Source organism: Cutibacterium sp. LaCa_89 (assembly GCF_058177555.1).
On sequence record NZ_CP190889.1, the window covers coordinates 2,038,738 to 2,062,257 of the forward strand.

General features: G+C 63.1%; 29 protein-coding genes. 3 read left to right on the forward strand and 26 right to left on the reverse strand.

Features of this window, described 5'->3' with window-relative positions:
• Positions 1-14: 14 nt before the first annotated feature.
• Positions 15-698 carry a hypothetical protein gene (locus tag ACP8LP_RS09360; RefSeq protein WP_252906158.1) on the forward strand — a complete coding sequence of 228 codons (684 nt, stop codon included), beginning with the start codon at positions 15-17 and terminating at the stop codon, positions 696-698.
• 80 nt (positions 699-778) lie between these two features.
• Here ACP8LP_RS09360 and ACP8LP_RS09365 read toward each other — a convergent pair whose 3' ends face one another.
• The 14 genes from ACP8LP_RS09365 to rplN all read right to left on the reverse strand — a co-directional run bounded on the left by ACP8LP_RS09365 (position 779) and on the right by rplN (position 11,609).
• Positions 779-2,491 (reverse strand): ABC transporter family substrate-binding protein, encoded by a 1,713-nt coding sequence (locus ACP8LP_RS09365; RefSeq protein WP_016666098.1) that lies wholly within the window; start codon positions 2,489-2,491, stop codon positions 779-781.
• A 271-nt stretch (positions 2,492-2,762) separates the two neighbouring features.
• The gene (locus ACP8LP_RS09370) at positions 2,763-4,895 is read right to left on the reverse strand and encodes an ABC transporter ATP-binding protein (RefSeq protein ID WP_484483119.1); all 2,133 of its coding nucleotides are present in this window, start codon (positions 4,893-4,895) and stop codon (positions 2,763-2,765) included.
• Positions 4,892-5,899, reverse strand: a complete 1,008-nt coding sequence (locus ACP8LP_RS09375) for an ABC transporter permease (RefSeq protein ID WP_004809037.1) — start codon at positions 5,897-5,899, stop codon at positions 4,892-4,894. The genes ACP8LP_RS09370 and ACP8LP_RS09375 overlap by 4 nt, the downstream gene beginning before the upstream one ends.
• 12 nt (positions 5,900-5,911) lie before the next feature.
• Positions 5,912-6,895, reverse strand: a complete 984-nt coding sequence (locus tag ACP8LP_RS09380; protein ID WP_004809038.1) for an ABC transporter permease — start codon at positions 6,893-6,895, stop codon at positions 5,912-5,914.
• A gap of 329 nt (positions 6,896-7,224) precedes the next feature.
• Positions 7,225-7,665 carry a 50S ribosomal protein L15 gene (gene rplO / locus ACP8LP_RS09385; protein ID WP_004809039.1) on the reverse strand — a complete coding sequence of 147 codons (441 nt, stop codon included), beginning with the start codon at positions 7,663-7,665 and terminating at the stop codon, positions 7,225-7,227.
• 1 nt (position 7,666) lies between these two features.
• Positions 7,667-7,849: a 50S ribosomal protein L30 gene (rpmD, locus tag ACP8LP_RS09390; RefSeq protein WP_004809040.1), complete on the reverse strand. Its 183-nt coding sequence runs from the start codon at positions 7,847-7,849 to the stop codon at positions 7,667-7,669.
• Positions 7,849-8,496 carry a 30S ribosomal protein S5 gene (gene rpsE, locus ACP8LP_RS09395; RefSeq protein ID WP_004809041.1) on the reverse strand — a complete coding sequence of 216 codons (648 nt, stop codon included), beginning with the start codon at positions 8,494-8,496 and terminating at the stop codon, positions 7,849-7,851. The genes rpmD and rpsE overlap by 1 nt, the downstream gene beginning before the upstream one ends.
• A gap of 24 nt (positions 8,497-8,520) precedes the next feature.
• Positions 8,521-8,904 (reverse strand): 50S ribosomal protein L18, encoded by a 384-nt coding sequence (rplR, locus tag ACP8LP_RS09400; RefSeq protein WP_021107855.1) that lies wholly within the window; start codon positions 8,902-8,904, stop codon positions 8,521-8,523.
• 1 nt (position 8,905) lies between these two features.
• Positions 8,906-9,448, reverse strand: a complete 543-nt coding sequence (gene rplF / locus ACP8LP_RS09405; protein ID WP_016666104.1) for a 50S ribosomal protein L6 — start codon at positions 9,446-9,448, stop codon at positions 8,906-8,908.
• A 28-nt stretch (positions 9,449-9,476) separates the two neighbouring features.
• Complete coding sequence (gene rpsH, locus ACP8LP_RS09410) at positions 9,477-9,884, reverse strand: 30S ribosomal protein S8 (protein ID WP_004809044.1); 408 nt, start codon at positions 9,882-9,884, stop codon at positions 9,477-9,479.
• A 165-nt stretch (positions 9,885-10,049) separates the two neighbouring features.
• Positions 10,050-10,235, reverse strand: coding sequence for a type Z 30S ribosomal protein S14 (locus ACP8LP_RS09415; protein ID WP_002515981.1), 186 nt, complete (start codon positions 10,233-10,235; stop codon positions 10,050-10,052).
• A gap of 7 nt (positions 10,236-10,242) precedes the next feature.
• Complete coding sequence (gene rplE, locus ACP8LP_RS09420) at positions 10,243-10,875, reverse strand: 50S ribosomal protein L5 (RefSeq protein ID WP_016666106.1); 633 nt, start codon at positions 10,873-10,875, stop codon at positions 10,243-10,245.
• Positions 10,872-11,240 (reverse strand): 50S ribosomal protein L24, encoded by a 369-nt coding sequence (gene rplX / locus ACP8LP_RS09425; protein ID WP_004809046.1) that lies wholly within the window; start codon positions 11,238-11,240, stop codon positions 10,872-10,874. The genes rplE and rplX overlap by 4 nt, the downstream gene beginning before the upstream one ends.
• On the reverse strand, positions 11,241-11,609 hold the full coding sequence (rplN, locus tag ACP8LP_RS09430; protein WP_004809047.1) for a 50S ribosomal protein L14: 369 nt from the start codon (positions 11,607-11,609) through the stop codon (positions 11,241-11,243).
• Positions 11,610-12,712: 1,103 nt separating this feature from the next.
• On the opposite strand from rplN, the gene ACP8LP_RS09435 reads away from it, so the two are divergent.
• Positions 12,713-13,330: a hypothetical protein gene (locus ACP8LP_RS09435; protein ID WP_252907507.1), complete on the forward strand. Its 618-nt coding sequence runs from the start codon at positions 12,713-12,715 to the stop codon at positions 13,328-13,330.
• Positions 13,331-13,935: 605 nt separating this feature from the next.
• Here the strand turns inward: ACP8LP_RS09435 and rpsQ are convergent.
• Genes rpsQ through rpsJ form a run of 11 tightly spaced genes read right to left on the reverse strand, consistent with a single transcriptional unit; the run spans position 13,936 to position 19,531 of the window.
• Positions 13,936-14,208 (reverse strand): 30S ribosomal protein S17, encoded by a 273-nt coding sequence (rpsQ, locus tag ACP8LP_RS09440; protein ID WP_004809048.1) that lies wholly within the window; start codon positions 14,206-14,208, stop codon positions 13,936-13,938.
• A 2-nt stretch (positions 14,209-14,210) separates the two neighbouring features.
• Positions 14,211-14,459 carry a 50S ribosomal protein L29 gene (rpmC, locus tag ACP8LP_RS09445; RefSeq protein WP_004809049.1) on the reverse strand — a complete coding sequence of 83 codons (249 nt, stop codon included), beginning with the start codon at positions 14,457-14,459 and terminating at the stop codon, positions 14,211-14,213.
• Complete coding sequence (gene rplP / locus ACP8LP_RS09450; RefSeq protein WP_002516060.1) at positions 14,459-14,878, reverse strand: 50S ribosomal protein L16; 420 nt, start codon at positions 14,876-14,878, stop codon at positions 14,459-14,461. The genes rpmC and rplP overlap by 1 nt, the downstream gene beginning before the upstream one ends.
• Position 14,879: 1 nt before the next feature.
• Positions 14,880-15,689: a 30S ribosomal protein S3 gene (rpsC, locus tag ACP8LP_RS09455; protein ID WP_021107860.1), complete on the reverse strand. Its 810-nt coding sequence runs from the start codon at positions 15,687-15,689 to the stop codon at positions 14,880-14,882.
• Between the two features lies 1 nt (position 15,690).
• On the reverse strand, positions 15,691-16,152 hold the full coding sequence (gene rplV, locus ACP8LP_RS09460; protein ID WP_021107861.1) for a 50S ribosomal protein L22: 462 nt from the start codon (positions 16,150-16,152) through the stop codon (positions 15,691-15,693).
• 17 nt (positions 16,153-16,169) lie between these two features.
• Entirely contained in the window at positions 16,170-16,451 is a 282-nt protein-coding gene (gene rpsS, locus ACP8LP_RS09465) for a 30S ribosomal protein S19 (protein ID WP_002544164.1), read from the reverse strand.
• A 15-nt stretch (positions 16,452-16,466) separates the two neighbouring features.
• Positions 16,467-17,303 carry a 50S ribosomal protein L2 gene (gene rplB, locus ACP8LP_RS09470; protein WP_015582163.1) on the reverse strand — a complete coding sequence of 279 codons (837 nt, stop codon included), beginning with the start codon at positions 17,301-17,303 and terminating at the stop codon, positions 16,467-16,469.
• Between the two features lie 26 nt (positions 17,304-17,329).
• Positions 17,330-17,638 (reverse strand): 50S ribosomal protein L23, encoded by a 309-nt coding sequence (gene rplW, locus ACP8LP_RS09475; RefSeq protein WP_004809053.1) that lies wholly within the window; start codon positions 17,636-17,638, stop codon positions 17,330-17,332.
• Positions 17,635-18,540 (reverse strand): 50S ribosomal protein L4, sunset domain variant, encoded by a 906-nt coding sequence (gene rplD / locus ACP8LP_RS09480; RefSeq protein WP_021107862.1) that lies wholly within the window; start codon positions 18,538-18,540, stop codon positions 17,635-17,637. The genes rplW and rplD overlap by 4 nt, the downstream gene beginning before the upstream one ends.
• Positions 18,537-19,208: a 50S ribosomal protein L3 gene (gene rplC / locus ACP8LP_RS09485; protein ID WP_015582162.1), complete on the reverse strand. Its 672-nt coding sequence runs from the start codon at positions 19,206-19,208 to the stop codon at positions 18,537-18,539. The genes rplD and rplC overlap by 4 nt, the downstream gene beginning before the upstream one ends.
• An 11-nt stretch (positions 19,209-19,219) precedes the next feature.
• On the reverse strand, positions 19,220-19,531 hold the full coding sequence (gene rpsJ, locus ACP8LP_RS09490; protein ID WP_002520595.1) for a 30S ribosomal protein S10: 312 nt from the start codon (positions 19,529-19,531) through the stop codon (positions 19,220-19,222).
• 560 nt (positions 19,532-20,091) lie between these two features.
• Here rpsJ and ACP8LP_RS09495 point away from each other — a divergent pair.
• Positions 20,092-22,014 (forward strand): 6-carboxyhexanoate--CoA ligase, encoded by a 1,923-nt coding sequence (locus ACP8LP_RS09495; RefSeq protein ID WP_484483120.1) that lies wholly within the window; start codon positions 20,092-20,094, stop codon positions 22,012-22,014.
• Here ACP8LP_RS09495 and ACP8LP_RS09500 read toward each other — a convergent pair.
• Positions 21,995-23,257, reverse strand: a complete 1,263-nt coding sequence (locus tag ACP8LP_RS09500; protein WP_171023538.1) for a hypothetical protein — start codon at positions 23,255-23,257, stop codon at positions 21,995-21,997. The genes ACP8LP_RS09495 and ACP8LP_RS09500 overlap by 20 nt on opposite strands.
• Positions 23,258-23,520 lie beyond the last annotated feature (263 nt).

The window sequence follows — 23,520 nt, forward strand, 5'->3', positions numbered from 1 at the left end:
GGCATGATCGTCAGGTGAGTATTCCCCGCATCGAGAGTCGGCGAGCACTCCGACCCATGGTTGGAGTGCTCGCCGCTGTGTTGTTCGCCACCCTGACCATCTTCTTCTCGGTCGCCGCGCAGGCCACACCTTCGCCGAGCGCCGATACCGGTCAGGCGAAAGCGATTGACGACTGCCTCAACGCCAAGAAGGTCTGGGTCTTCGTCATCACTGACGACGAGAAGGTACTGGCCAACCAGTGTGTCGACTCACCGTCCACCGGCGCCGACGTCCTCGAGAAGGCCGGAATCACCGTCAGCAAGAACAAGTCGGGTCTCATCTGCACGATGAACGATCATCCCGCTACCTGCCCCAGGACCTTCAACGGCCAGTACTGGGCGTACTACCACGCCTCTGGCGCCGGTGCCGCCTGGGACTACTCGAAGAAGGGCGCCGACCAGTACAAGCCAGCTGCCGGATCCATCGAAGGCTGGTGCTACAACAAGCCAAAGACCAAGTCCTGCACTCCCCCGAAGCTGGCTGCCGGGAGCGCTGCGGGCGTCTCTTACCAGTTGACCAGTAACAGCGCGAAGACGGGTCAGAACGCCGACACCTCGTCTGGCAGATCTACGTCCGGCCCGATTGCCACGGCCATCGTCATTGCCCTCGTGGTCATCGCCCTCATCGTCGCATTCGTCGTGCGTCGCCGCCAGTCCTGACCTGCACCACCAGGCGCAACGGCAGCGGGGGCCGGGGATCATGTCCCCGGCCCCCGCTTCTTACGTATGAGATTTCACCGTCACTTGACGTAGCCGATGTCCTCTGTGTGCACCCTCTGGAAGGTCGCAGCACCGAAGTTCGCCAAGTTTTTCGGGGTGGCGGTGAACATGATGCGACGGTACAACGGCAGCACCATCACATCGTCCCAAATGTGCTTGTCGGCCTCATTGGTGAGCTCGCGTCGCTTGTTGACGTCCATCTCAGTGTCGATCTGCGGGATGAGCTTCTCAATCTCGGGATCGATGATCTGGGTGTAGTTCGACTGCGACGGCTTCTTGGAGCCCTCAGCAGCAGCGCCATAGATCTGACGGACGTTGGCCATCGGGTACTGGGTGCCCTGCCAAGTGAACGCAATGACGTCGAAGGAGTGGTTCGTCAGCACCTTCTGCATATCGCTGGACGGAGTGTTGACGAGGTTGACCTTGACGCCGATCTTCGCCATGTCCTGCTTGAACAGCGCACCCTCATTCTCGGAGGTGGGCACGCCGGTCAGCTGAGCGTAGTTGATGGTGAGGGTCTTGCCGTCCTTGACGCGGTAGTCACCCTGCTTCTTCCAACCGGCCTCATCAAGTTGCTTCTCAGCAGCCTTCGGGTCGTACTTGTAGTCCCCGGAGTTGTCCTTGTAACCAGGCTGGCCCGGCATGAAGAAATGGTTGCCAAGCATCACCGAGTCAGCCTGGACCGGCAGACCGGCAAGGTCAGACTTGGCGATGGCCGGACGGTTGATGCCCTTGACGATGGCCTGTCGCACATTCTTGTCAGACAGATTGGCCGACTCGGCGTTGAAGGTGAAGTGGCGCCACTGCAGCGAACCGGCGGCACGCATGTCGGCGTCATCACGCTTCTCGGCAGTCTGGTACCCGTCCTTGGTGATGATGGTGTCGGCGACGTCAATCTCCTTGTTGGCGAACGCCTTGGTCTTGGCGGCATCCTCCATCTGCTTGAAGGTGACGGTGTCGAGTTTCGACTTCTCGCCCCACCACTTGTCATTACGCTTGACGGTCAGGGTCTTGGAGGCCTGATCCACCTTAGTGGGGATGAACGGGCCAGTGAACCAGTCAGGGTTCGGCTTCTTCCATCCCTCGTTGAAGGTCTTGGCGTCCTTCACTCCCTCCTTCGGCAGGACGGTGCTCATGGTGGAGGTCCAGTCCGGGTAGGTGTTTTTGAAGGTGATGACGACGTCAGTGTCCTTGTCGCCCTTCTCCACCGAGGTGATCTGGTTGAAACCATCGGTGGTGGCGGGAAGGAACTTGTCATCCTCGCCATTACAGGACTTCCAGGTGGCCTGGTAGTCGGTGTAGTCGATGACACGACCGGAGTTCCACTTGGCCTTCGGGTTGAGGTGCAGGGTGACGACCTGCTTGCCGCCCTTGGTCTCCACATCGGTCGAGGAGATGTAGTTCGGATTCGGCTTCGGGGTGCCGTCCTCGGTGTAGTAGAAGCTCTGGGCACCGATGAAGTCCCAGATGGTCGTTGCGAGGTCAACTGAGTTGTTGTCGACCTGCAGCGGGTTCCAGCCGGTCGGCAGGGGGCCGATCGCAAGGCGGAGGGTGCCGCCGTCCTTGATCTGGTCACGGGGCTTGATGTTCAGGGCAGCCAGCGGCGCATTCGCCGAGGTGGTCTTGTCACCCTTGTTCTGGTCGCCACCGGACTGGTTCTTCTGTCCGCAGCCGGTCAGGGCGAGGGAGCCCACAGCCAGAGCAGCCACTGCGGTCGTCAAGGTCTTGCGCACGGTAAACCTCCGCAAAGTTGAGGATCCTGTGGTGGATCATGATGGCTTGAGCTTGGCACTTCTCGCCCGGACCAACCAGCGAAACCAGCCTCAGAAGGCGGTTTCGTTATGAAATCTTGACCTTTCCTTGATCCAACCGTGATTTTCGTCAAGGTCACACCCGCCCATCGGTCAAGGCGCCGATGAGACCACCAGGTGGGCCCTGAACATGACGCGTGGGGTGGTGTCGTCGCAACGGCACCACCCCATGTCAGGGATTCACTGCGGCGGCTCAGAACACCCGGATCTCCTCGGGGAAGTGACATGCCGTGCGCCGGTCGATGTCCGGCTGCGGGTAGAACAGCTCGGGACGCTCCCCCATGCACGTGGCCTGGGAGGCCTCGTCGAGCTCCTTGAACTTCGGGCAGCGAGTGTGGAATGGACACCCGGGCGGCGGCGCGGCCGGTGACGGCAGGTCGCCCTCCAACAAGATGCGGTGGCGGTTGTGCTCCTTGGACGGGTCGGGCACCGGGATGGCCGACAACAAGCCCTGGGTGTACGGGTGCATCGGGTGGTCGAAGACCTCCGAGACCTCGCCCAGCTCAACGATGCGCCCCAGGTACATGACGGCAACACGGTTAGCGATGTGGCGGACCACCGACAGGTCGTGGGCGACGAAGAGATAGGACAACTCCAGCTTCTCGCGCAGGTCCTCCAACAGGTTCAACACACCAGCCTGAATCGACACGTCGAGGGCCGAGACCGGCTCGTCGAGCACCAGCAACTTCGGGTTGAGGGCCAGTGCACGGGCAATACCGACACGCTGCTTCTGGCCACCGGAGAAGTTCCGCGGGTAGCGGTTGGCGTGAGCGGGCTCCAAGCCGACCAAGGCCATCAGCTCGTCGACCCGCTCCGCGATCTTGTTCTTCGGGTAACCGTTGTACTTCAGAGGCTCGGCGATGATGTCGGCAATCGGAAGACGCGGATCCAGGGATGCCATCGGATCCTGGAAGACCACCTGGAGGTCCTGACGGGTCTCCTTGCGATCCTTCGCATTCATCCTGGCCGCGTCACGTCCCAGAACGACGACGGTACCCGCCTCCGGCTTGGCCAACTCGAGAATCGACATGATCGTCGTGGTCTTGCCACAGCCAGACTCACCCACCAGGCCGAGGGTCTCGCCCTTCTTGATCCGGAAGGAGATGCCGTCAACGGCATGGACGGTGCCAACGCGCCTCTTGAAGACCGCACCCTTCATGAGCGGGTAGGTCTTGACCAGGTCTTTGACCTCCAGGACGTCCTCAAGGGCCTCGCGGTCGGAGGTCCCAAGCGCTGCCTTGAAGCGGCTCTTGCGCTCCCCGACCTGCGGGTAGATCTCCGCGTACGTGCGGTCGATGAGCTCGGCGTGCCGTATGCAGGCGGCCTCGTGCTTGTCCAGGTCGGTGGGCGTCAGCTCAGGCTCGGCCTGACGACAGGCATCAATCGCCATCGGGCAGCGTGGCGCGAAAGGACAGCCCGACGGCAGGTTCAGCAGGGAGGGCGGGTTGCCCTCGACCGGGGTCAACGGCTCGTCCTTGTCAAGGTCAGGACGAGGCAGGGATCCCAGCAGACCGATGGTGTACGGGTGACGGGAGCGATAGAACAACTCGTCGACGTTGGCCCGCTCGACGATGCGACCGGCGTACATGACGGCCACCCGGTCGGCCAGACCAGCAACGACACCGAGGTCGTGGGTGATCATGACGACACCGGCGTGGGTCTCACGCTGGGCCACCCGCAGCAGATCGAGAATCTGCGCCTGGATGGTCACGTCGAGAGCCGTCGTCGGCTCGTCGGCGATGATGAGGTCGGGGTCGTTGGCGATCGCCATGGCGATGACGACGCGCTGACGCATACCACCGGAGAACTCGTGCGGGAAGGCCTTAGCACGAACTTCCGGGTTGGGGATGCCGACCATGTCGAGCAGCTCGAGGGCTCGGGCCCAGGCGTCCTTGTCGGACATGTTCGAGTGGACCTGAAGAGCCTCGACGATCTGGTCACCGATCGTGTACACGGGGGTCAGGGCGCTCAGCGGGTCCTGGAAGATCATGGCGACCTTCTTGCCTCGCACGTCCGACATCCAGTTGTCGTCACGTCCCAGCAGCTCGGTGCCGTGAAGCTTGATGGACCCCTCGACGCTGGCACCCTCGTCCAGCAGGCCCATCACCGACATCGAGGTGACGGACTTACCGGAACCAGACTCACCCACCAGGCCGACGACCTCGCCGGCATGAACGGTCAGGTTGACTCCACGCACGGCGTGGACGACGCCGTCCTCGGAGGGGAAGCGGACGTTGAGGTCCTTGATCTGCAGGACCGGCACACCCTCCTGACGTTCGGGAAGGGCGTCGGACAGGTTGGCCGCAGTGGCAGTTTTCTTGCTCATGCCTTACCACCAGACTTGGAGGAGGGATCGACGGCGTCACGCAGGCCGTCACCGATGAAGTTGACGCTCAGCAGCAGGATCACCAGCACACCGGCCGGGAACATGAACAGCCACGGTGAGGTCGTGACCGCCGTCATGCCGTCACCCAGCAGAGTGCCCAGGGAGGTCTCCGGCTTCTGCACGCCGAAACCGAAGAAGGAGAGCACCGTCTCGCTCATGATGGCCGCGACCACACCGAGGGTCAGGTCGATGATGAGGTAGCTGGCGATGTTCGGGATGACGTGCTTAACGATGATCGTGAACGGCGGCACCGACATGAAACGAGCGGCCGTGACGTAGTCGAGATTGACCACCGACAGGGTCATGGCGCGGACCACACGGGCCGACAGCATCCAGCTGAATGCCGACAGCAGAACGATCAGCAGGGCCGTCGAGGTGCTCTTGCCGGAGGTGTGCTGGCTCAGGATGGCGATGATGAGGAAGGACGGGATCACCAACAGCAGGTCGATGAACCACAGGATGATCTTCTCCGCCACCTTGCCGAAGTAGGCCGCGGCCGAACCGATGAGGGCGGCCAGGGTCTCGACGATGAGTGCGACGCAGAAACCGATGATGAGCGACTTGCGCAGACCCTCGACCGTCATGGCGAACAGGTCGAAGCCACCCTGGCTTGTACCGAACCAGTGGTACTGGTCCGGCGGCGCGAGGAAGGCGTTGTCATCAACCACCCAGTAGTCCCAGTTGGCGATGTACGGGCCGATGAGGGCCAGGAGGACGACGAGGGCGAGTCCGATGACACCGATCTTGGAGCCAACCGGACGCCAGAAACGGCGCAGGATCAGACGGCGACGCGACATGTGCTTGCCGTCACGCTCATTGCGTCCCGGCTTGTGCTTCTCGTTGCGCTCGGCAGCACTCAAGGCATCGGGACCTTTGATGGGGGCGCAGGGACCCGTCTTCGGGGTGTTGAGCTCAACGCTGAAGTTGTTGGTGGGTTCAGACATGACGGCTCCTCCTCATCGAGCCCGGACACGCGGATCGATGACCGCAATGAGGATGTCGGACAGAAGGGCACCCGTCAGGGTGCAGAGGCCGGAGAAGGCGACGACCGCGACCGAACCGTTGATGTCGTTCTGCTGAATCGACATCACGGAGTAGGAACCGACACCGTTCCAGGCGTAGACCTGCTCGGAAATGGTGGCACCGACGAAGATGTTGGCCACGCCGAAGGCGAAATAGGTGGCCATCGGGATGATGGCGTTGCGCAGCGCATGGTGACGGATGGCGCGTCCCTTGCGAAGACCCTTGGCACGTGCGGTACGGACGTAGTCAGCACCGAGGGTGTCGAGCATCAGGTTGCGCTGGTACCGCGAGTAGCTCGCCAGGCTCAACGCCGACAGGGAGATCGTCGGCAACAGCAGGTGCTGCATACGGCTGAGCAGCTCGGCCCCGAAGTAATTGCCGTGAGATCCGACCTCACCGATGAACTGGAAGAACTGCGTTCCGGTCGCCTGGTTGATGTGAATGGCACCGAGCTGCAGCAGGACCGCCAACACCATCGTCGGGGTCGAGATGAGCAGCAGACACAGGAAGGACACGATTCGGTCAGCGGCCGAGTACTGGCGGACGGCCGACCAGGCACCGACAGCGACACCGCCGACCATGCCGATAATCGTTCCACAGATCACGAGACGGACGGACACACCGATGCGGGTGCCAATCAGCGAGTTGATCGCGTCACCATGTGGGGTCCAGCCCCAGTTCCAATGCAGGAACACCATCTTCAACCACCGTTCGTACCGCACCCAAATGCTGGTGTCGGGGTTGATGTTGTAGTTGGTCAGTGACTGGTTGATCGCCGTCCAGTTGAGCTTCGGATTCGTCTGGTCGAAAGCGTTGCGCGGGTCCAGGGCGTACGAGGCGAGCAGGTATGCGAAGGAAACCGCAATGAACAACAGCACGACGTAATTGATGAGGCGACGCACCACGTATCTGAGCACGATCGTCCTTTCTCACAGTGTGCAGACCTGCCGGGAGGGCAGGTGGGCCGCCGGCGAGTGTGGCTGGGGAGTGACCCTGTCGGTAGTTTCTACCGCTGCACACGATTCGGCATGGGGTCATCTCGGCACGCAGGCCGTTTTGGTGCGTGTGATCTTACACACACCAAACCCCTGGGTTTGTCTGTTGAGACCAAAAGGGCAACGCATTTCGTCATTGCAAATGCACTGCACGGGCATATGACAGGAGGGACGGGAAACTGTGATGTTTCCCGTCCCTCACACGTCATTCGGTCGTGTTCACGACGTCACTTGATACTTGCAGGTTGACCTCAGCGCTTGGTGACGCTGCCGCCGGCCTTCTCGATCTTCTCCTGGGCCGACTTGGACCAGGCGTCGACGACGAGGTCAACCTTGACGGTCAGCTCGCCGGTTCCGAGAACCTTGACGAGCTCGTTGTCACGGACGGCACCGACGGCGACGAAATCGTCGACGGTGATCTTGCCGCCCTTGGGGAACAGGGCCTCGACCTTGTCCAGGTTCACGACCTGGTACTCGGTGCGGAACGGGTTGTGGAACCCGCCCAGCTTCGGGGCCTGCATGTGAATCGGCATCTGGCCGCCAGCGAAGAACTCGGGCACGTTCTTGCGTGCGCCGGTGCCCTTCGTACCGCGACCAGCGGTCTTGCCCTTGGAACCCTCACCACGGCCAACACGGGTCTTGGCCTTGTGGGCACCAGGAGCGGGCTTGAGATCATGGAGCTCAATAGCCATGTCAGTCCACCTCTTCCATGGTGACGAGGTGACGAACGGTCTGGACCATGCCGCGGAACTCCGGGCGATCCTCCTTGATGACCGTGTCACCGATGCGCTTCAGCCCGAGGCTGCGCAGGGTCTCGCGATGATTCGGCTTCGTGGAGATGCCGGACTTGATCTGGGTGATCTTCAGCTTGCTCATCAGTTGACCCCTGCCTTCTCCTCCATGCGGGCAGCAGCAGCGGCCTCGTCGGCCTCCTTACGGGCACGAAGCATGGCTGCCGGGGCGACGTCCTCAACGGACTTGCCACGGCGACGGGCAACCTCTTCGGGCTCCTCGAGCTGCTGCAGCGCGGCAACGGTGGCGTGAACCACGTTGATCGCGTTGGAGGAGCCAAGAGACTTGGCGAGCACGTCCTGCACGCCGGCGCACTCGAGAACGGCGCGGGCCGAACCACCGGCGATGACACCGGTACCGGGGGAAGCCGGACGCAGCAGGACGACGCCGGCAGCCTTCTCACCAATCACCGGGTGGGTGATGGTACGACCGACCAGCGGCACCTTGAAGAAGTGCTTCTTGGCCTCCTCGACGCCCTTGGCGATGGCCGCGGGCACCTCCTTGGCCTTGCCGTAGCCGACGCCCACGGTGCCCTCGCCATCGCCCACGACGACCAGCGCCGTGAAGCTGAAGCGACGGCCACCCTGGACCACCTTGGCGACGCGGTTGATCGCCACGACGCGCTCGAGATATTCATTCTGATTGCGGTTGCGATCGTTCTGGCCACGACGGTTGTCACGGCCACGACGCTCACCACCTGCACCGCCACCGCGGCGCTGGGTTCCACTCATCGTTGCTCACTTGCCTTTCGTGGGTCAGAAGTCGAGACCGGCCTCGCGGGCCGCATCGGCCAGCGCGGCGATCCGCCCGTGGTACTGGTTCCCGGCCTTGTCGAAGACGACCTTGTCGATGCCAGCGGCCTTGGCGCGTTCACCGATGATGGTGCCAACGCGGGCAGCCTTGGCGGTCTTGTCCCCGGGCATCTCGCGCAGCTCAGCCTCCATGGTGGAAGCCGACACGAGGGTGTTTCCGGCAACATCGTCGATGACCTGGACGAAGACGTGCTTCGACGAACGGGTCACGACCATGCGGGGACGCTCGACGGTCCCGAAGATCTTCTTGCGACCACGGGCCTGGCGACGAGCACGTGCCTTGGCGCGGTCGGACAGGCTCTTGCGAACAGTCAGGGTGCTTGCCATGTCACTTACCTGCCTTTCCAACCTTGCGACGGACGTTCTCGCCCTCGTAACGCACACCCTTGCCCTTGTAGGGCTCCGGCTTGCGAATCTTGCGGATGTTGGCCGCGGTCTCGCCGACGACCTGCTTGTCGATGCCCTGGACCGAGAACCTGGTGGGGTTCTCGACGGCGAAGGTGATTCCCTCCGGGGCGTCGACGATCACCGGGTGCGAGAAGCCGAGGTTGAACTCGAGCTGCTTGGGACCCTTGGACATCACGCGGTAACCCACGCCCTGGATCTCCAGCTTCTTCTCGTAGCCCTCGGTCACACCGATGACCATGTTGTTAATGAGAGTACGGGTGAGCCCGTGCAGCGAGCGGTTCTCACGCTCGTCGTCCGGACGCTCGACGAGGATCTCTCCCTCATCATTCCTGCTCACGGTGATGGGCTCGCGAACGGTGAAGTTCAGGGTTCCCTTCGGACCCTTCACCTCCACGTCCTGCCCATCAAGCTTCACCTCGACACCGGACGGGACGGCGATGGGAAGCCTGCCAATGCGCGACATTGATTACTCCTATCTGTCTCGTCGACGGTCACCACACGTAGGCGAGGACTTCCCCGCCCACGGACTTCTCGTGGGCCTGCTTGTCAGTGAGCAGCCCTTGAGAGGTGGAGATGATGGCAATGCCCAGGCCGCCGAGCACCTTAGGCAGGGCGGTGGACTTGGCGTAGACGCGAAGTCCGGGCTTGCTGATACGGCGAACGCCAGCGATGGAACGCTCACGGCTCTCGCCATACTTGAGAGTGAGGGTCAGGGTCTTGGCGACCTCGCCCTCCTTGGGTTCGTTGACCTTGTAGTCGGCGATGTAGCCCTCCGACTTGAGGATCTCGGCGATTCCGGCCTTGATCTTCGAGTGAGGCATCGACGTCTGGTCGTGGTACGCCTGGTTGGCGTTGCGCAGACGGGTCAGCATGTCTGCGATCGGGTCAGTCATGGTCATGGCTGGTTTGGCCTCTTTCTCACAACGGTTTCCCTGCTGCCGTCCTCCCCTGGGGCGTCCGGCTCGGGGACCTTCTGTGTTGTTCAGGTGTTTGTGGGGCGGGTTACCAACCCGCCGGGGCCTGGTAGGGCCCATGGATCTGCATCCTTGACGGACGCGCGCTGGTCACCAGGAGGACTTGGTGACACCCGGGAGCTGACCGGCGTGGGCCATCTCGCGCAGGCAGATTCGGCACAGGCCGAACTTGCGGTACACCGAGTGCGGACGACCGCAGCGCTGGCAACGGGTGTAAGCACGGACACCGAACTTGGGCTTGCGGGCCGCCTTGACCTTCAGAGCTGTCTTGGCCATCAGATCCTCACTTCTTCTTCTTCTTGGCGTAGTAGGCGGGACCGCGCTTGGTCTTCGCCTTCTTCGAGTCATCCTTCGCCTTGAACGGGAATCCCAGGTGCTTGAGCAGGGCCTTGCCCTCCTCGTTCGTCTGCGCGGTGGTCACGAAGGTGATGTCCATGCCACGGACGCGGTCGATCTTGTCCTGGTCAATCTCGAGGAACATGACCTGCTCGGACAGGCCGAACGTGTAGTTGCCCTTGCCGTCGAACTGGTTCGAGTTGAGTCCGCGGAAGTCGCGGATACGGGGCAGGGCCAGGGTCAGCAGACGGTCAGCAAACTCCCACATGCGGTCACCACGAAGGGTGACGTGGCAACCGATGGGCTGTCCCTCACGCAGCTTGAACTGAGCGATGGACTTGCGGGCCTTGGTGACCTGCGGCTTCTGGCCGGTGATGGCGGTGATGTCGCGAACGGCACCGTCCATGACCTTGGAGTCGTGAGCGGCGTCACCAACACCCATGTTCACCACGATCTTCTCGAGACCGGGGATGAGCATGGGGTTCTTGTAGTCGAACTCCTCCTGCATGGCAGGACGGATCTGCTCGCGGTACTGCTTCTTCAGACGAGGCATCTCGTGCGCGAAGGTGTCGGTGCTCACTTGGCCTCCTCCTTCTTGAGGTAGCGGACGCTGCGCTGAGCGGCGTACTCGGAGCCGTCAGGACGACGCTTGGTGACGTCCTCACGACGGTAGCCGACACGGGTCACGACGTCCTTGCCGTCGATCTTCGTCACGAGCTGGACGTTCGAGACGTGGATCGGGGCCTCGGACTGGATAATTCCGCCCTTGGTGGTGCCGCCCTGCGGGGTGGGCATGTCACGACGATGGTGCTTACGAATGTTCACACCCTCGACGACGACGCGCTCACGGGCCGGGTCCACCGAGAGAACCTCACCGATGGTGCCCTTGTCGTTTCCGGCGATGACCTTGACGCGGTCACCCTTCTTGATGTTGAGGGACTTCACTCAGATCACCTCCGGGGCGAGCGAGACGATACGCATGAACTTCTTCTCGCGCAGCTCGCGGGCGATGGGGCCGAAGATACGGGTACCACGAGGCTCCCCGTCGTTCTTGAGAAGCACGGCGGCGTTCTCGTCGAACTTGATGTAGGACCCGTCGGGACGGCGGTGCGACTTCACAGTGCGAACAACGACGGCCTTGACGACCTCGCCCTTCTTCACGTTTCCGCCGGGGATGGCGTCCTTGACGGTGCACACGATGGTGTCACCGAGGTAGGCGTAGCGACGCTTCGATCCACCGAGAACACGGATGCAAAGGAGCTCCTTCGCACCAGTGTTGTCGGCGACCTTGAGTCGCGTCTCCTGCTGGATCATGTCTTCTCCTTTGTCCCACTGGTTCCCTCCCGGGCCTGGTAGGACTGTTGAACACGAACCCCCTGGATTTTGCCAGGGGGCAACCCGTACCTCAGGGGGTACGCGGCTGTCGTCCGCGAGAGGTCCCGCCACCCTCGGGCGGCGCACGATGGCTTCCGTCTCCGTGGAGTCGGAAGCTCCGTACTGTGCTTGAAGGTGGGCACAGTCGCAAGACAACTTGAGCAGTTTAACTCTCTTCAGCCGGGATAGCGAATTGACGGCGACCTGGTGTAACGGCGGTGGTCTGGCTCCCCCGCCGGATGGCAGCGTGCACGGGATGGCAAGGCGCCGGATGTCCGGTCCTCAGACGGCCTCCTTGGGGCCCGCAGCGCCTGGTTCCTGGCTTCCTCCAGCTGCGCCACCCTTGCTCACCTGCGCCACTGTCGCGCACCTGCGCCTCGGCTCCCTGCTCAACCTGCGCCATTGTTAAGCAGTTGCGCCTCCGTTGCGCGTCCGAGCCGGGCAGTTGCCGACGTGAGGCCATCAGTTGCGCCATGGTTGTGCAGTTGCGCCGGGCAAACACGGCGCAACTGCACGTCCAAGGCGCGACCTGCTGGTGACATGACGCTGCACGGACAGACCCGCCGCCGACGTGCCTGACGTCGCAGTTATCCACAGCCCGGAGCCCCATTCGGCTATTTTGCGCAGGATTCCCATGGCATTCCTGCAATGACCGCGACAATCCCGAGGTTGTCCACAGATTCGCAATTCGCCCCTCCCCTTTTTCGTCTCCGCCGTGGCTGACTGCCTCCATGACGACCAATCGCAGAATTCACACCGTGACCTCACTCGCCGCATCAGGGACATCGCGACGAGCAATCGCCCGAGAGGTGAACGAAGGACGGTTAATCCCACTACGCCCCGGAGTATGGGCCAACGCGGGCGAGACGACGGCACGACAACACCAGTTGGACCTCGTCACGGCAGCCTCCTTCCTCGCGCCAACCTCGGCCCTCAGCCACGTGACAGCGTCCGCGGTTCACGCCCTTCCCTTGCCCTCGAAGGGCCTGGACCACCTCTGGGTGACGAACCCGCGCCCCGGCGGCGGCCACCGACGACGCCTCATGACGACGATCGGCCGAATGCTCCCACCGGAGCACGTCGTCGTCATCGACGGGCACCGGACAACGACCCTTGAACGGACCGTCATCGACATGGCCACTGAATTCGGCTTTGAAACCGGACTGATGACGGCCGATGCGGCGCTACGTCTCGGCGCGGATCCGCAGGTACTCGCTGATGTGTTGGAAACATGCGGTCGGCCTCGCGGGTTGGGCCATGCGCGTCAAGTTGTGGCGTTTGCCGATGGCAGGATCGAGAGTCCCGGAGAATCACTCATACGCGCGAAATGGCACTGCGTAGGCGTGCCGCAACCAGTACCGCAGTTCGTGATCCGGAACTCAACCGGCCAGTTTTTGGGCCGAGGAGACTTCGCATGGCCGGACGAACGCGTCCTGGCTGAATATGACGGTCGGACCAAGTACGGCTCTCTGTTGAAACCTGGCCAGAGCGTCCAGGACGTTATCATCGCCGAGAAGAAGCGGGAGGCTGGGATCGTCGACGCCGGTTGGACGGTACTTCGTTTTACCGTCAAGGACCTCGCCACTACCGATGGTTCGGCGCAGCGCATTCTTCGTGCCCTGGACCGCGCGAAGCGTGCTGCTGGGCCGCAGGCGGGGTGAAACAACGGCTACCGGGGGGCCATCGGAGCCGGTCGTTCTGACGACGTCATCGCGCCAGTCCACGCCACCTGCGCCTTGGACGTGCAGTTGCGCCGTCTTTGCCCGGCGCAACTGCACAACCATGGCGCAACTGATGGCCTCACGTCGGCAACCGCTTCGCCCGGACGCGCTACAGAGGCGCAACTGCTCACCAACGGCGCGGGTCGAGAAGGGAGCCGAGGCGCAGGTGCGCGACAGTGGCGCAGATAATCGGAGGCGGCGCAACGGGACGCCGGTCACTGACGCTACAGAAGACCAAGCCGTCACCCCCCTGTCGCAAGTGAACAGGAATGGCGCAGGTGCTCAACCGCGGCGCAACTGAGCACAGGTGGCGCAGGTAAACAACGACGGCGCAAATGGCCAGAGGCGGCGCAACTGCGCAAACTTGGCGCAGCTGGCTCGGGGCTTCATGGAGAAGTGGCTCACGTCAGTCCCGTGACGCGCATCCGTGCCACGTCCTCACTCCCACACGCGCCCACTCCTCGCGCCCACCAACACAACAAAGCGACCCACCCTCTCGGATGGGTCGCCTTGCAGCAAAACCTGGTGATCAGCTCACCAGTGGGTCACTTGGCCTTCTCGACGATCTCGAGCAGACGCCAGCGCTTGGTGGCGGACAGCGGACGGGTCTCCATGATCCGCACGCGGTCTCCCATGCCAGCCTCGTTCTTCTCATCGTGGGCCTTGAGGCGCACAGACTTGGTCATGACCTTGCCGTACAGCGGGTGCTTGACGCGGTCCTCGACCAGGACGGTGATCGTCTTGTCCATCTTGTCGGACACGACCAGTCCCTCACGGACCTTGCGGCGGGTCGTCCGCTCAGCGGTGTTCTCGCTCATGCTCAGGCCTCCTTATCGTTCTCGGGATTGGCAGCGTCGGGATCATCGACGATGTTGAGGTTGCGCTCCTGGAGCACGGTGTAGACGCGAGCGATGTCCTTGCGGACCTCACGCAGGCGAGCCGTGTTCTCGAGCTGGCCGGTCGCCGACTGGAAGCGCAGCCCGAACAGCTCCTCCTTGAGTTCGCGAACCTTGTTGCGCAACTCTTCACCGGAAAGCTGGCGCAGCTCAGCAGCAGAAAGCTTGGGCATCAGTTGTCACCGCCTTCACGGGAGATGAAACGAGCCTTCATCGGCAGCTTGTGGATGGCCAGACGCATGGCCTCGCGGGCCACGTCCTCCGGCACACCCGACAGCTCGAAGAGAACTCGTCCGGGCTTGATGTTGGCGATCCACCACTCAGGCGTGCCCTTACCGGAACCCATACGGGACTCGGCGGGGTGCTTGGTCATCGGGCGGTCCGGGTAGACATTGATCCACACCTTTCCACCACGCTTGATGTAGCGGGTCATGGCGATACGAGCGGCCTCGATCTGACGGTTGGTCAGGTACCCACCCTCGGTGGCCTGGATGCCGTAGTCACCAAAGGCCAGCTGGGTGCCGCCCTTGGCAGCGCCAGTCCGCTTGGGATGGTGCTGCTTGCGGTACTTCACTCGACGAGGAATCAACATGTCAGGCTCCTGCGTTCTCGGTCTGCGGGGCCGGGGTCTCGGCGGACTGCTGCTTGGCGGCCTCGGCGCGACGACGTCCACCGCGACGGTCGGGACGATCGCCCCGGCCACGACGGCCACCACGTCCACCGCGACCGCCCTGGGCGGCCTGGCGAGCAGCCTTCTGGGCAGCGCGCTCAGCACGGGTGCCAGTGACGTCGCCCTTGTAGATCCACACCTTGACACCGATGCGGCCGAAGGTGGTGCGGGCCTCGAAGAAGCCGTAGTCGATGTCAGCGCGGAGGGTGTGCAGCGGCACACGACCTTCGCGGTAACCCTCGGAACGGCTCATCTCGGCACCGCCCAGACGACCGGAGCACTTGATACGGATACCAAGCGCGCCTGCGTTCATGGCGGACTGCTGGGCCTTACGCATGGCCCGACGGAAGGCGACACGGGCAGCGAGCTGCTCGGCGATTCCCTGGGCGACCAGCTGGGCATCGGTCTCGGGGTTCTTGACCTCGAGGATGTTCAGCTGGATCTGCTTGCCAGTGAGCTTCTCGAGCTCACCGCGCACGCGCTCGGCCTCGGCGCCATTGCGCCCGATGACAATGCCCGGGCGGGCGGCGTAGAGGAAGATGGTCACGCGCTCGGAGCGACGCTCGATCTCGATGGACGAAATACCGGCGCGCTCCAGGTTCTTGTGGAGCCACTCCCGGATCTTGACGTCCTCACCCACGAGCTCGGCGTACTGCTTCTCGGCGTACCAGCGGGTCTTGTGATCGGTCGTCACACCGAGACGGAAACCATGGGGGTTGATCTTCTGGCCCATGTCAGGCTCCCTTCTCGGTCTCGGACTTGGCTGCAGCCGCCGGGCGACCCTTCTTGGCCTTCTTGGGGGCCGGACGGGCGTCCTTGGGCTCGACAACCACGGTGATGTGGGCAGAGCGCTTCAGGATTCGGCTGGCGGATCCCTTGGCGCGGGGACGGATGCGGCGCATGGTGACGCCCTCGTCAACGAAGGCCTGCGAGATGTACAGGTCTTCGGCGCGCAGACCCTCGGTCTGCTCGGCGTTGGCCATGGCCGAGGCGATGACCTTGCGAACCGGCTCAGCCGCGGCCTGCGGCTGGAACTTCAGCATGTCCACCGCGTCAGCGGCGTCCATTCCGCGAACCAGGTCGACGACGCGACGACACTTGCTGGCGCTCATCCGGACGTGACGCGCGATGGCGTACGAGCCGGGGCGATCGCCGAGCAGGGCGGCGCGACGGCTGGGCCTCTCAGTGTTGCTCATGAATCAGATCCCTCTCGTCAGCGCCTGCGCGCCTTCTTGTCGTCCTTCACGTGACCCTTGAAGGTTCTGGTCGGGGCGAATTCTCCGAACTTGTGCCCGACCATCGACTCGGTCACGAAAACCGGGACGTGCTTGCGACCGTCGTGCACGCCGATGGTGTGCCCGATCATGTCGGGGGTAACCATCGATCGACGTGACCAGGTCTTGATGACGTTGTGCGTGCCCGCCTCGTTCTGGGCAGTGACCTTCTTGGCCAGATGCTCGTCGACGAAGGGGCCCTTCTTCAGACTGCGTGGCATGTCTCAGACTCCCAATCAGCGCTTCTTGCCGGACTTGCGGCGACGCACGATGAGACGGCTGCTCGCCTTGTTCTTGTTACGGGTACGACCCTCGGGCTTGCCCCAGGGGCTCACCGGGTGACGACCACCAGAGGTACGACCCTCGCCACCTCCATGCGGGTGGTCGATCGGGTTCATGACCACACCACGGACGGTCGGGCGGATGCCCTTCCAGCGGTTACGGCCGGCCTTGCCCCAGTTGATGTTGGTCTGCTCGGCGTTGCCGACCTCGCCGATGGTGGCGCGGCAGCGGATGTCCACCATGCGCATCTCACCAGAGGGGAGGCGCAGGGTGGCGTACTTGCCCTCGCGGGCGACCAGCTGCACCGACGCGCCAGCGGAGCGACCCATCTTGGCGCCACCACCCGGACGCAGCTCCACGGCGTGAACCGTGGTACCGACCGGGATGTTGCGCAGCGGCAGGTTGTTGCCCGGCTTGATGTCGGCCTCGGGGCCGGACACCACGACGGTTCCCTGGCTGACGCCATCGGGGGCGATGATGTAACGCTTCTCACCGTCGGCGTAATGGAGCAGGGCAATGCGAGCAGTGCGGTTCGGGTCGTACTCGATGTGAGCGACCTTGGCCGGCACGCCGTCCTTGTCGTAACGCTTGAAGTCGATGATGCGGTAGGCCTGCTTGTGTCCACCGCCGATGTGGCGGGTGGTGATGCGGCCAGTGTTGTTGCGTCCACCGGTCTTGGGCTTGGCAACGAGCAGGGACTTCTCAGGGGTCGAGCGGGTGAGCTCGACGAAGTCCGACACGCTCGAGCCGCGACGGCCCGGAGTGGTGGGCTTGTGCTTGCGGATACCCATTGGTACTTCGTTCCTTCTCTCGCGGCTCAGGCGACCGGGCCGGTGAAGATGTCGATGCGATCACCCTCGGCGACGGTCACGATGGCACGCTTGGTATCGGGACGCTTGCCCATGCCGAAGCGGGTACGGCGTGCCTTGCCCTTGCGGTTCATCGTGTTAACCGAGGTGACCTTCACACCGAAGATCTGCTCGATCGCGATCTTGATCTCGGTCTTGTTGGCAGTCGGCTTGACCAGGAACGTGTAGGTGTTCTGGTCGAGCAGGCTGTAGCTCTTCTCGGAGACAACCGGGGCGAGGATGATGTCCCGGGGATCTCGGATCTTCAGCTCGCTCACTTGGCATCCTCCTTGTCGGAGTCAGACTTGACGGCGTTGACGAAGCCAGCGGCCTCAGCAGCCTCGGCGGAACGGAACCACACCTCAGCGATGGTGCGTCCGTACCAGGGCGACGTCGGGGCGTGGAACTTCTTGGAGTCCTCGTTGCCCTTGATGTCGAATCCGGCCGGCGGGTTGTCTCCGCGGAAGGAGTCCTCACCGTAGGGATGCTGGTCCGCAACGTTGGTCTCCGGGACCTCTGGCTCAGCGGCCAGGGCCTGGGTGCTGGCGCTGCGAGCACCGACGAAGGCGTCAAGTCCGGCCTGGCTGAACACGATGGTCCGCGCGTTGACGACGTCGTAGGTGTTGAGCTGATCGGCGGCCAGGACGTGGACCTCGTTGAGGTTGCGCACGGACAGCCAGGCGACCTCCTCGCTGCGATCCAGGACGACGAGCACCTTGCGGAGCTCGGCGAGACCGGAGAGGACGGCCTTGGCCTGCTTGGTCGAGGGCTTGTCACCGTCAACCAGGGAGGTCACGACGAAGATGCGATTGTCGCGAGCCATGTCGGACAGAGCCCCACGCAGAGCAGCAGCCACCATCTTCTTGGGGGTGCGCTGAGCGTAGGAGCGCGGCTGCGGACCGTGAACGGTGCCGCCACCGACCCACTGTGGTGCACGGGTCGAACCCTGACGGGCACGACCGGTGCCCTTCTGACGCCACGGCTTCTTGCCGCCACCGGAGACCAGGCCACGAGTCTTCGTGGCGTGGGTGCCCTGACGGGCAGCCGCGAGCTGGGCGATGACGACCTGATGGATCAGCGGAATGTTGGTGTTCGCGTCGAAGACGTCACCGGGAAGCTCAGCCGATCCGGCCTTCTTACCCTTGACGTCAAGGACGTCGATGGTCTTGGTCTCATTCATGCGGCATCCCCATTCTTGGCGGCCTTCTTGGCGGCGCTGCGGACGACGAGCAGGGACCCCTTCGGGCCGGGAACGGCGCCACGGACCAGCATGATCCCACGCTCGGCGTCGACGGAGTGAACCTGCAGGTTCTGGACAGTCACACGCTCGGCACCCATGCGGCCAGCCATGCGGAGGCCCTTGATGACCTTGCCTGGCGTCGAGCAGCCGCCGATGGAGCCCGGCGAGCGGTGCTTGCGGTGCACACCGTGGGTGGCACGCAGGCCGCCGAAGCCGTGACGCTTCATGACGCCAGCGGTGCCCTTGCCCTTGCTGGTGCCGGTGACGTCGACGAAATCGGACTCGGAGAACACGTCAGCGGTGATCTCCTGGCCCAGGGTGTACTCAGAGGCATCGGCGGTACGCAACTCGACGAGGTGACGTCGAGGGGTCACGCCGGCCTTCTCGAAGTGGCCGGCCTCCGGCTTGGTGACCTTCTTGGCCTTGACGGCTCCGATACCAAGCTGGACAGCGGAGTAGCCATCGGTCTCGGGGGTGCGCACCTGGGTGACGACACACGGCCCGGCCTGGATGACGGTCACAGGAACGAGCTTGTTGTGCTCGTCCCACAGCTGGGTCATGCCGAGCTTGGTGCCCAGCACGCCCTTGACAGTGCGTTCATTGGTCATGGTGCTCAACCTCACGGAAGCTTGATCTCGATGTCGACACCGGCCGGCAGATCGAGACGCATAAGCGAATCGACCGTCTTCGGGGTCGGCTCGAGAATGTCGATGAGCCGCTTGTGGGTGCGCATCTCAAAGTGCTCGCGGCTGTCCTTGTCCTTGTGGGGCGAACGGATCACACAGAAAACGTTCTTCTCAGTCGGCAGCGGCACCGGGCCGGCGACCTTGGCACCCGTGCGGGTCACCGTGTCGACGATCTTGCGCGCCGACGAGTCGATGACCTCGTGGTCGTAGGCCCGCAGCCTGATGCGGATCTTTTGTCCCGCCACAGTTGTTCCTTCTACTCGTCTCTGCCGCGTCCAAGATTCCCTGACATGGGAGTCCGGTACGCCCAGAGGGTTCCGGCGTGAGGAGCGAACTCCTCATTGGTCCCAACCTGACGATTTCCAACTGGTGTGAAAACCGGGAGGTCACATCACCCCTCCCCGACCCACGCGCTCGGGCGTGTCGCGCATCACAAGCCGCAGGACGCCCACCGCTCACCAGTCATCGAGGACCCCGTGAACACTGTGGATTTGTCTGTCGGCTTCCGATGCTGACCCGCTCCCGTGGGCCCGGCAGCGGACTCACCTTGGTGGTGACACCTCTGCCGTCGGGCGTCAGTGGCCGGGCTCGACCTCAAGGGTCACGAGCGTGACGCACTGCAGCCCCGTTCGGAGCAACTTGTACAGTCTGTCACCGATGAACCAACAAGGCAAATCGGAATGACGGCCTCTCTGAACCCCAGGGAATTGAATGGTGTTCAATGTTGAGCGGTCGCCAACGCCGAGGAGTCATCATGTCAGATCCATCGCAAACACCTACTGCCACGCCTTGGTGGAGTGTGCGGATGCGCGCGACCGGAATCATCGACGGGGAGCCGTACCACGTCAGCGGAGCCGAGTCGCTGGTGTCTCCGGACATGATCGGGCAGACGTTGACGGGGCTCACCCATCGCGCGCTCTCCCCTGGTCACACCGTCGAGGCTCGGCAGGTGCGACTCAGCCTGGATCAGCTCGACGTCGATCCCGCTGTCATCCCTATCCTGCCCGCAGACATCAACGAATGTATCGACATCGACTCCGCACATCACCACTTCCTTGACGTCTTGTCCCGATTCGTGCCCAACCCGGAGCAGGTCATGCGCATTCTCACCGCCGGACCAACGATGCGTGGGGCCGCCATGGTCGAGGTGGGCAGTGGACGACGGTTGGAAACCGATCCCTTACGTGGCGTTCGTGTGACTCGATTCGGGGATCTCACGGAATCTGCCCCGGGAACATCCTTGGCTCACAAGAGGCACCACCATGAAGCGGTCCTCCTCGCGAGCAAGGTTGCTGCTGCACCCGGAGTTCTCGCGGAACTCTGCATCTCCGACGATCCCCATTACACCCGTGGCTATGTCTGCGCCGACGGGGTGTACACAACGGTGACGAACGTCAAGGCCGATGGTGACCCCAACGGGGGGCGCGTCATTCTTGTCGACACCTCGTACGCGGATCCCGCCATGATCACGGACTGGTTGGAGAATCACCCCGTTCTCATCGGACCTGCCACCCACTCTCCCAGTACTCACACCACCGCGTCCTGGCATGACCACATTCGATCCCGTCTCGACTCGTGGCGGGCTTCCGGACTCGAGCGCCATCCACGCACCTTCTCGTCGTCTCAGGTTCCTGACGCCGTTACCACCGACGGTCCTGCCCTGCTGTTCTCGTCCTCTGATTACCTCGGCATGTCCACGGAGCCGGCCGTCCAGGAGGCCATGATCAACGTCGTCAGTGAGCTGGGATGCAGTTCTGGTGGCTCACGCCTCACGACAGGAACCTCGGTGGCACACCACCATGCTGAACATGAGATCGCCACCTGGTTGGGGTATCCCCAGGCAGTCCTCATGGCCAGCGGCTACCAGGCAAATGTCACGACCATGCAGCTGGTGGCAGGTCCTGACGTCACCGTCGTCTCCGATGCGGACAACCATGCCAGTCTCATCGACGGGTGTCGGTTGGCTCGGGCGCGCACGGTCGTCGTCCCTCATGCGGACCTCGATGCCATCGACCATGCCCTTGATCACGTCACCACCGAAAGAGCCATCGTGCTCACGGAGGGGGTCTACTCCATGGGAGGTGACGTCGCTCCCATTGCTGACCTCGTCCGGATCGCACGTCGTCACGGCGCTTTGACCATCGTTGACGACGCCCACGGGATAGGCACTGTCGGGCCCACCGGGCGTGGCGTCACCGAAGGTCTGCCCCAGGAACTGCGACCGGACGTCCTGCTGGGAACGGCCAGCAAGGCCCTGGGCGTCGAGGGCGGTTTCGTCTGCGTCTACGAGACCTTGGCAACGCTGATTCGAAACTGCGCACGAGGATACGTGTTCTCCAGCGCCCCCTCCCCCGCCGTCGTAGCTGCCGTGGCGGCATCCGTGCATCAGCTACGAACCGATGCCTCTCCCGTCCAGAGGCTCCAGACCACTGTGGCTCGCGCGCGCCGTGCACTCTTCGGGGCCGGGCTCATTCCCGCCCCTACAGCCAATGATCTCGGTCCGATCATCAGGGTTCCGGTGGGTCCCGAGGATCGTGCCATCGCGGCGCAAGAGGAGTTGGCACGACGGGGCCTCATGGTCGTTGCGGTCCGTTACCCCGCCGTCGCGAAAGGCGACGCAATCCTACGTATCTGCCTGACGGCACGTCACACAGACGAGCACATCAGGATTCTCGTCGCGTCCCTCAGCGAGGTCCTCGACAGCACTCTCAACGACGCACCACGGTGACGTTCTTCGGGAGGTCATAATACTGATGCAGGCCATCGACGACGGATCCACGCTGTCCCGCGTAGTCGGGCAACCAGTCCGGGGCAGGTAACGCCTTCGGGACGACGACCGTGTCGCGCTCCCCGCGACGCGCCAGGTCTACCTGGGCATTTACCTGTCGCCAGACACTGCCGTTGATCGTCGCTCCCTGGAGCATCCCCCACGCTCCCTGCAGGCCGGTGCCCAGGCATGCCGCCGTAGCGATGGTAACCAGAACCATAGCGAGCTGCGACCCCGGTGTCGCAGCCGCGAGTCGTCCACCAGATTCCATGGATGAGGCACCGCCGTCAACCTGGTTCGTGCCTCTCTGCGCCAATCCGACAGCAGCCCATGTCCACACCAACGCACTCATGGTGAAGACCACCAGACTTAAAAAGGACGTTCGTCCCCCTGGGGACCCTTGAATCATCGGGAGCGCGTAATAACCAAACGCCGCGCCCGTCGAAACCCCCACCATGCAGCATCCCGGTATGCGAGCAACCATCACAGTGAGCACCACAAGGATCACCATCACGACGCTAAAGCACACTCCAACCAACAGCCCGGTGGCCGAAAGGTACAGTCGAATATCTCCAACGAGCTTTCGTCGCGCGAGCACCGTAACAACTCGCAGGCTGGTCGCGGCCAGCCCGACAGATGCCACACAGAACAGTGCGAGGAGGATACCGATGGCGCGGCGATGGAATCCGCGTTTCATAACCACCAGGCACATGACGATGACTGACAGCATGATCGCAAAGAACACGACCGGGTAATTTGTGAGCGAATGGCTGACGGAGTGGACGACGAACGACACCCGTTTGGGAATCTCGCCAGTTATTTTCGGGTACGGGTACGGCCCCCCAAGTCGACGGCTACGTGCCCATAAACCGGGCATTCCCATTCTCGCAGTATTTCCCGCGGCCACCATGACCAGCGCCACCGCCCACCGAGTAGTCCATTTCCCTGCGGGTGTGATGAGCGCCATCGCGACGATTGCCCCGACGATTCCCGGCGCATTCAATTCATGATGAATACTTGCCACATAGGACAGCGCCACCGCCACCCACAAAACCCAGCCGTGGTCAACGTTCGGCCCCCGCTGGGACCACAGCAGGAGGATGGATACGATCCCGAGCGCTAAGCCCCACATGTAGCCGATGTTCGCAGCTATGAACATGATCGTGTCCCCACCCATGTTTGGCTCGATACCAATCAGGGTCATCGGCACGAGAAATGCACCTACGCCTGCCAACAAGTCAACACCGGGAGACACCACTCCCCGTAGATCCCGGATGAGGGCCCGCATCATGAGCCACAGTGCCAGCGACGTTGACAGGGATGAGAGCACGAGGGGAACACGAATCCATCCACCCATCGCCATGACGAGTTGCACCATCATGTCCGAGAAACGGCCATTACGCCCACCCAGATCGTATACGGTGAGCCGTGCAAAATCCGCCCAGTCGATACGACCGCTGGGAGTGC

Coding starts and splice junctions, on each gene's coding strand:
- ACP8LP_RS09370 (WP_484483119.1), bottom strand. CDS start 4,895: ATGAGCAAGAAAACTGCCACTGCGGCCAACCTGTCCGACGCCCTTCCC.
- ACP8LP_RS09375 (WP_004809037.1), bottom strand. CDS start 5,899: ATGTCTGAACCCACCAACAACTTCAGCGTTGAGCTCAACACCCCGAAG.
- rplO (WP_004809039.1), bottom strand. CDS start 7,665: ATGGCTATTGAGCTCCATGATCTCAAGCCCGCTCCTGGTGCCCACAAG.
- rpmD (WP_004809040.1), bottom strand. CDS start 7,849: ATGAGCAAGCTGAAGATCACCCAGATCAAGTCCGGCATCTCCACGAAG.
- rpsE (WP_004809041.1), bottom strand. CDS start 8,496: ATGAGTGGAACCCAGCGCCGCGGTGGCGGTGCAGGTGGTGAGCGTCGT.
- rplR (WP_021107855.1), bottom strand. CDS start 8,904: ATGGCAAGCACCCTGACTGTTCGCAAGAGCCTGTCCGACCGCGCCAAG.
- rplF (WP_016666104.1), bottom strand. CDS start 9,448: ATGTCGCGCATTGGCAGGCTTCCCATCGCCGTCCCGTCCGGTGTCGAG.
- rpsH (WP_004809044.1), bottom strand. CDS start 9,884: ATGACCATGACTGACCCGATCGCAGACATGCTGACCCGTCTGCGCAAC.
- ACP8LP_RS09415 (WP_002515981.1), bottom strand. CDS start 10,235: ATGGCCAAGACAGCTCTGAAGGTCAAGGCGGCCCGCAAGCCCAAGTTC.
- rplN (WP_004809047.1), bottom strand. CDS start 11,609: ATGATCCAGCAGGAGACGCGACTCAAGGTCGCCGACAACACTGGTGCG.
- ACP8LP_RS09435 (WP_252907507.1), top strand. CDS start 12,713: ATGACGACGATCGGCCGAATGCTCCCACCGGAGCACGTCGTCGTCATC.
- rpsQ (WP_004809048.1), bottom strand. CDS start 14,208: ATGAGCGAGAACACCGCTGAGCGGACGACCCGCCGCAAGGTCCGTGAG.
- rpmC (WP_004809049.1), bottom strand. CDS start 14,459: ATGCCCAAGCTTTCTGCTGCTGAGCTGCGCCAGCTTTCCGGTGAAGAG.
- rplP (WP_002516060.1), bottom strand. CDS start 14,878: ATGTTGATTCCTCGTCGAGTGAAGTACCGCAAGCAGCACCATCCCAAG.
- rpsC (WP_021107860.1), bottom strand. CDS start 15,689: ATGGGCCAGAAGATCAACCCCCATGGTTTCCGTCTCGGTGTGACGACC.
- rplV (WP_021107861.1), bottom strand. CDS start 16,152: ATGAGCAACACTGAGAGGCCCAGCCGTCGCGCCGCCCTGCTCGGCGAT.
- rpsS (WP_002544164.1), bottom strand. CDS start 16,451: ATGCCACGCAGTCTGAAGAAGGGCCCCTTCGTCGACGAGCATCTGGCC.
- rplB (WP_015582163.1), bottom strand. CDS start 17,303: ATGGGTATCCGCAAGCACAAGCCCACCACTCCGGGCCGTCGCGGCTCG.
- rplD (WP_021107862.1), bottom strand. CDS start 18,540: ATGAATGAGACCAAGACCATCGACGTCCTTGACGTCAAGGGTAAGAAG.
- rplC (WP_015582162.1), bottom strand. CDS start 19,208: ATGACCAATGAACGCACTGTCAAGGGCGTGCTGGGCACCAAGCTCGGC.
- ACP8LP_RS09495 (WP_484483120.1), top strand. CDS start 20,092: ATGCGCGCGACCGGAATCATCGACGGGGAGCCGTACCACGTCAGCGGA.
- ACP8LP_RS09500 (WP_171023538.1), bottom strand. CDS start 23,257: ATGACCCTGATTGGTATCGAGCCAAACATGGGTGGGGACACGATCATG.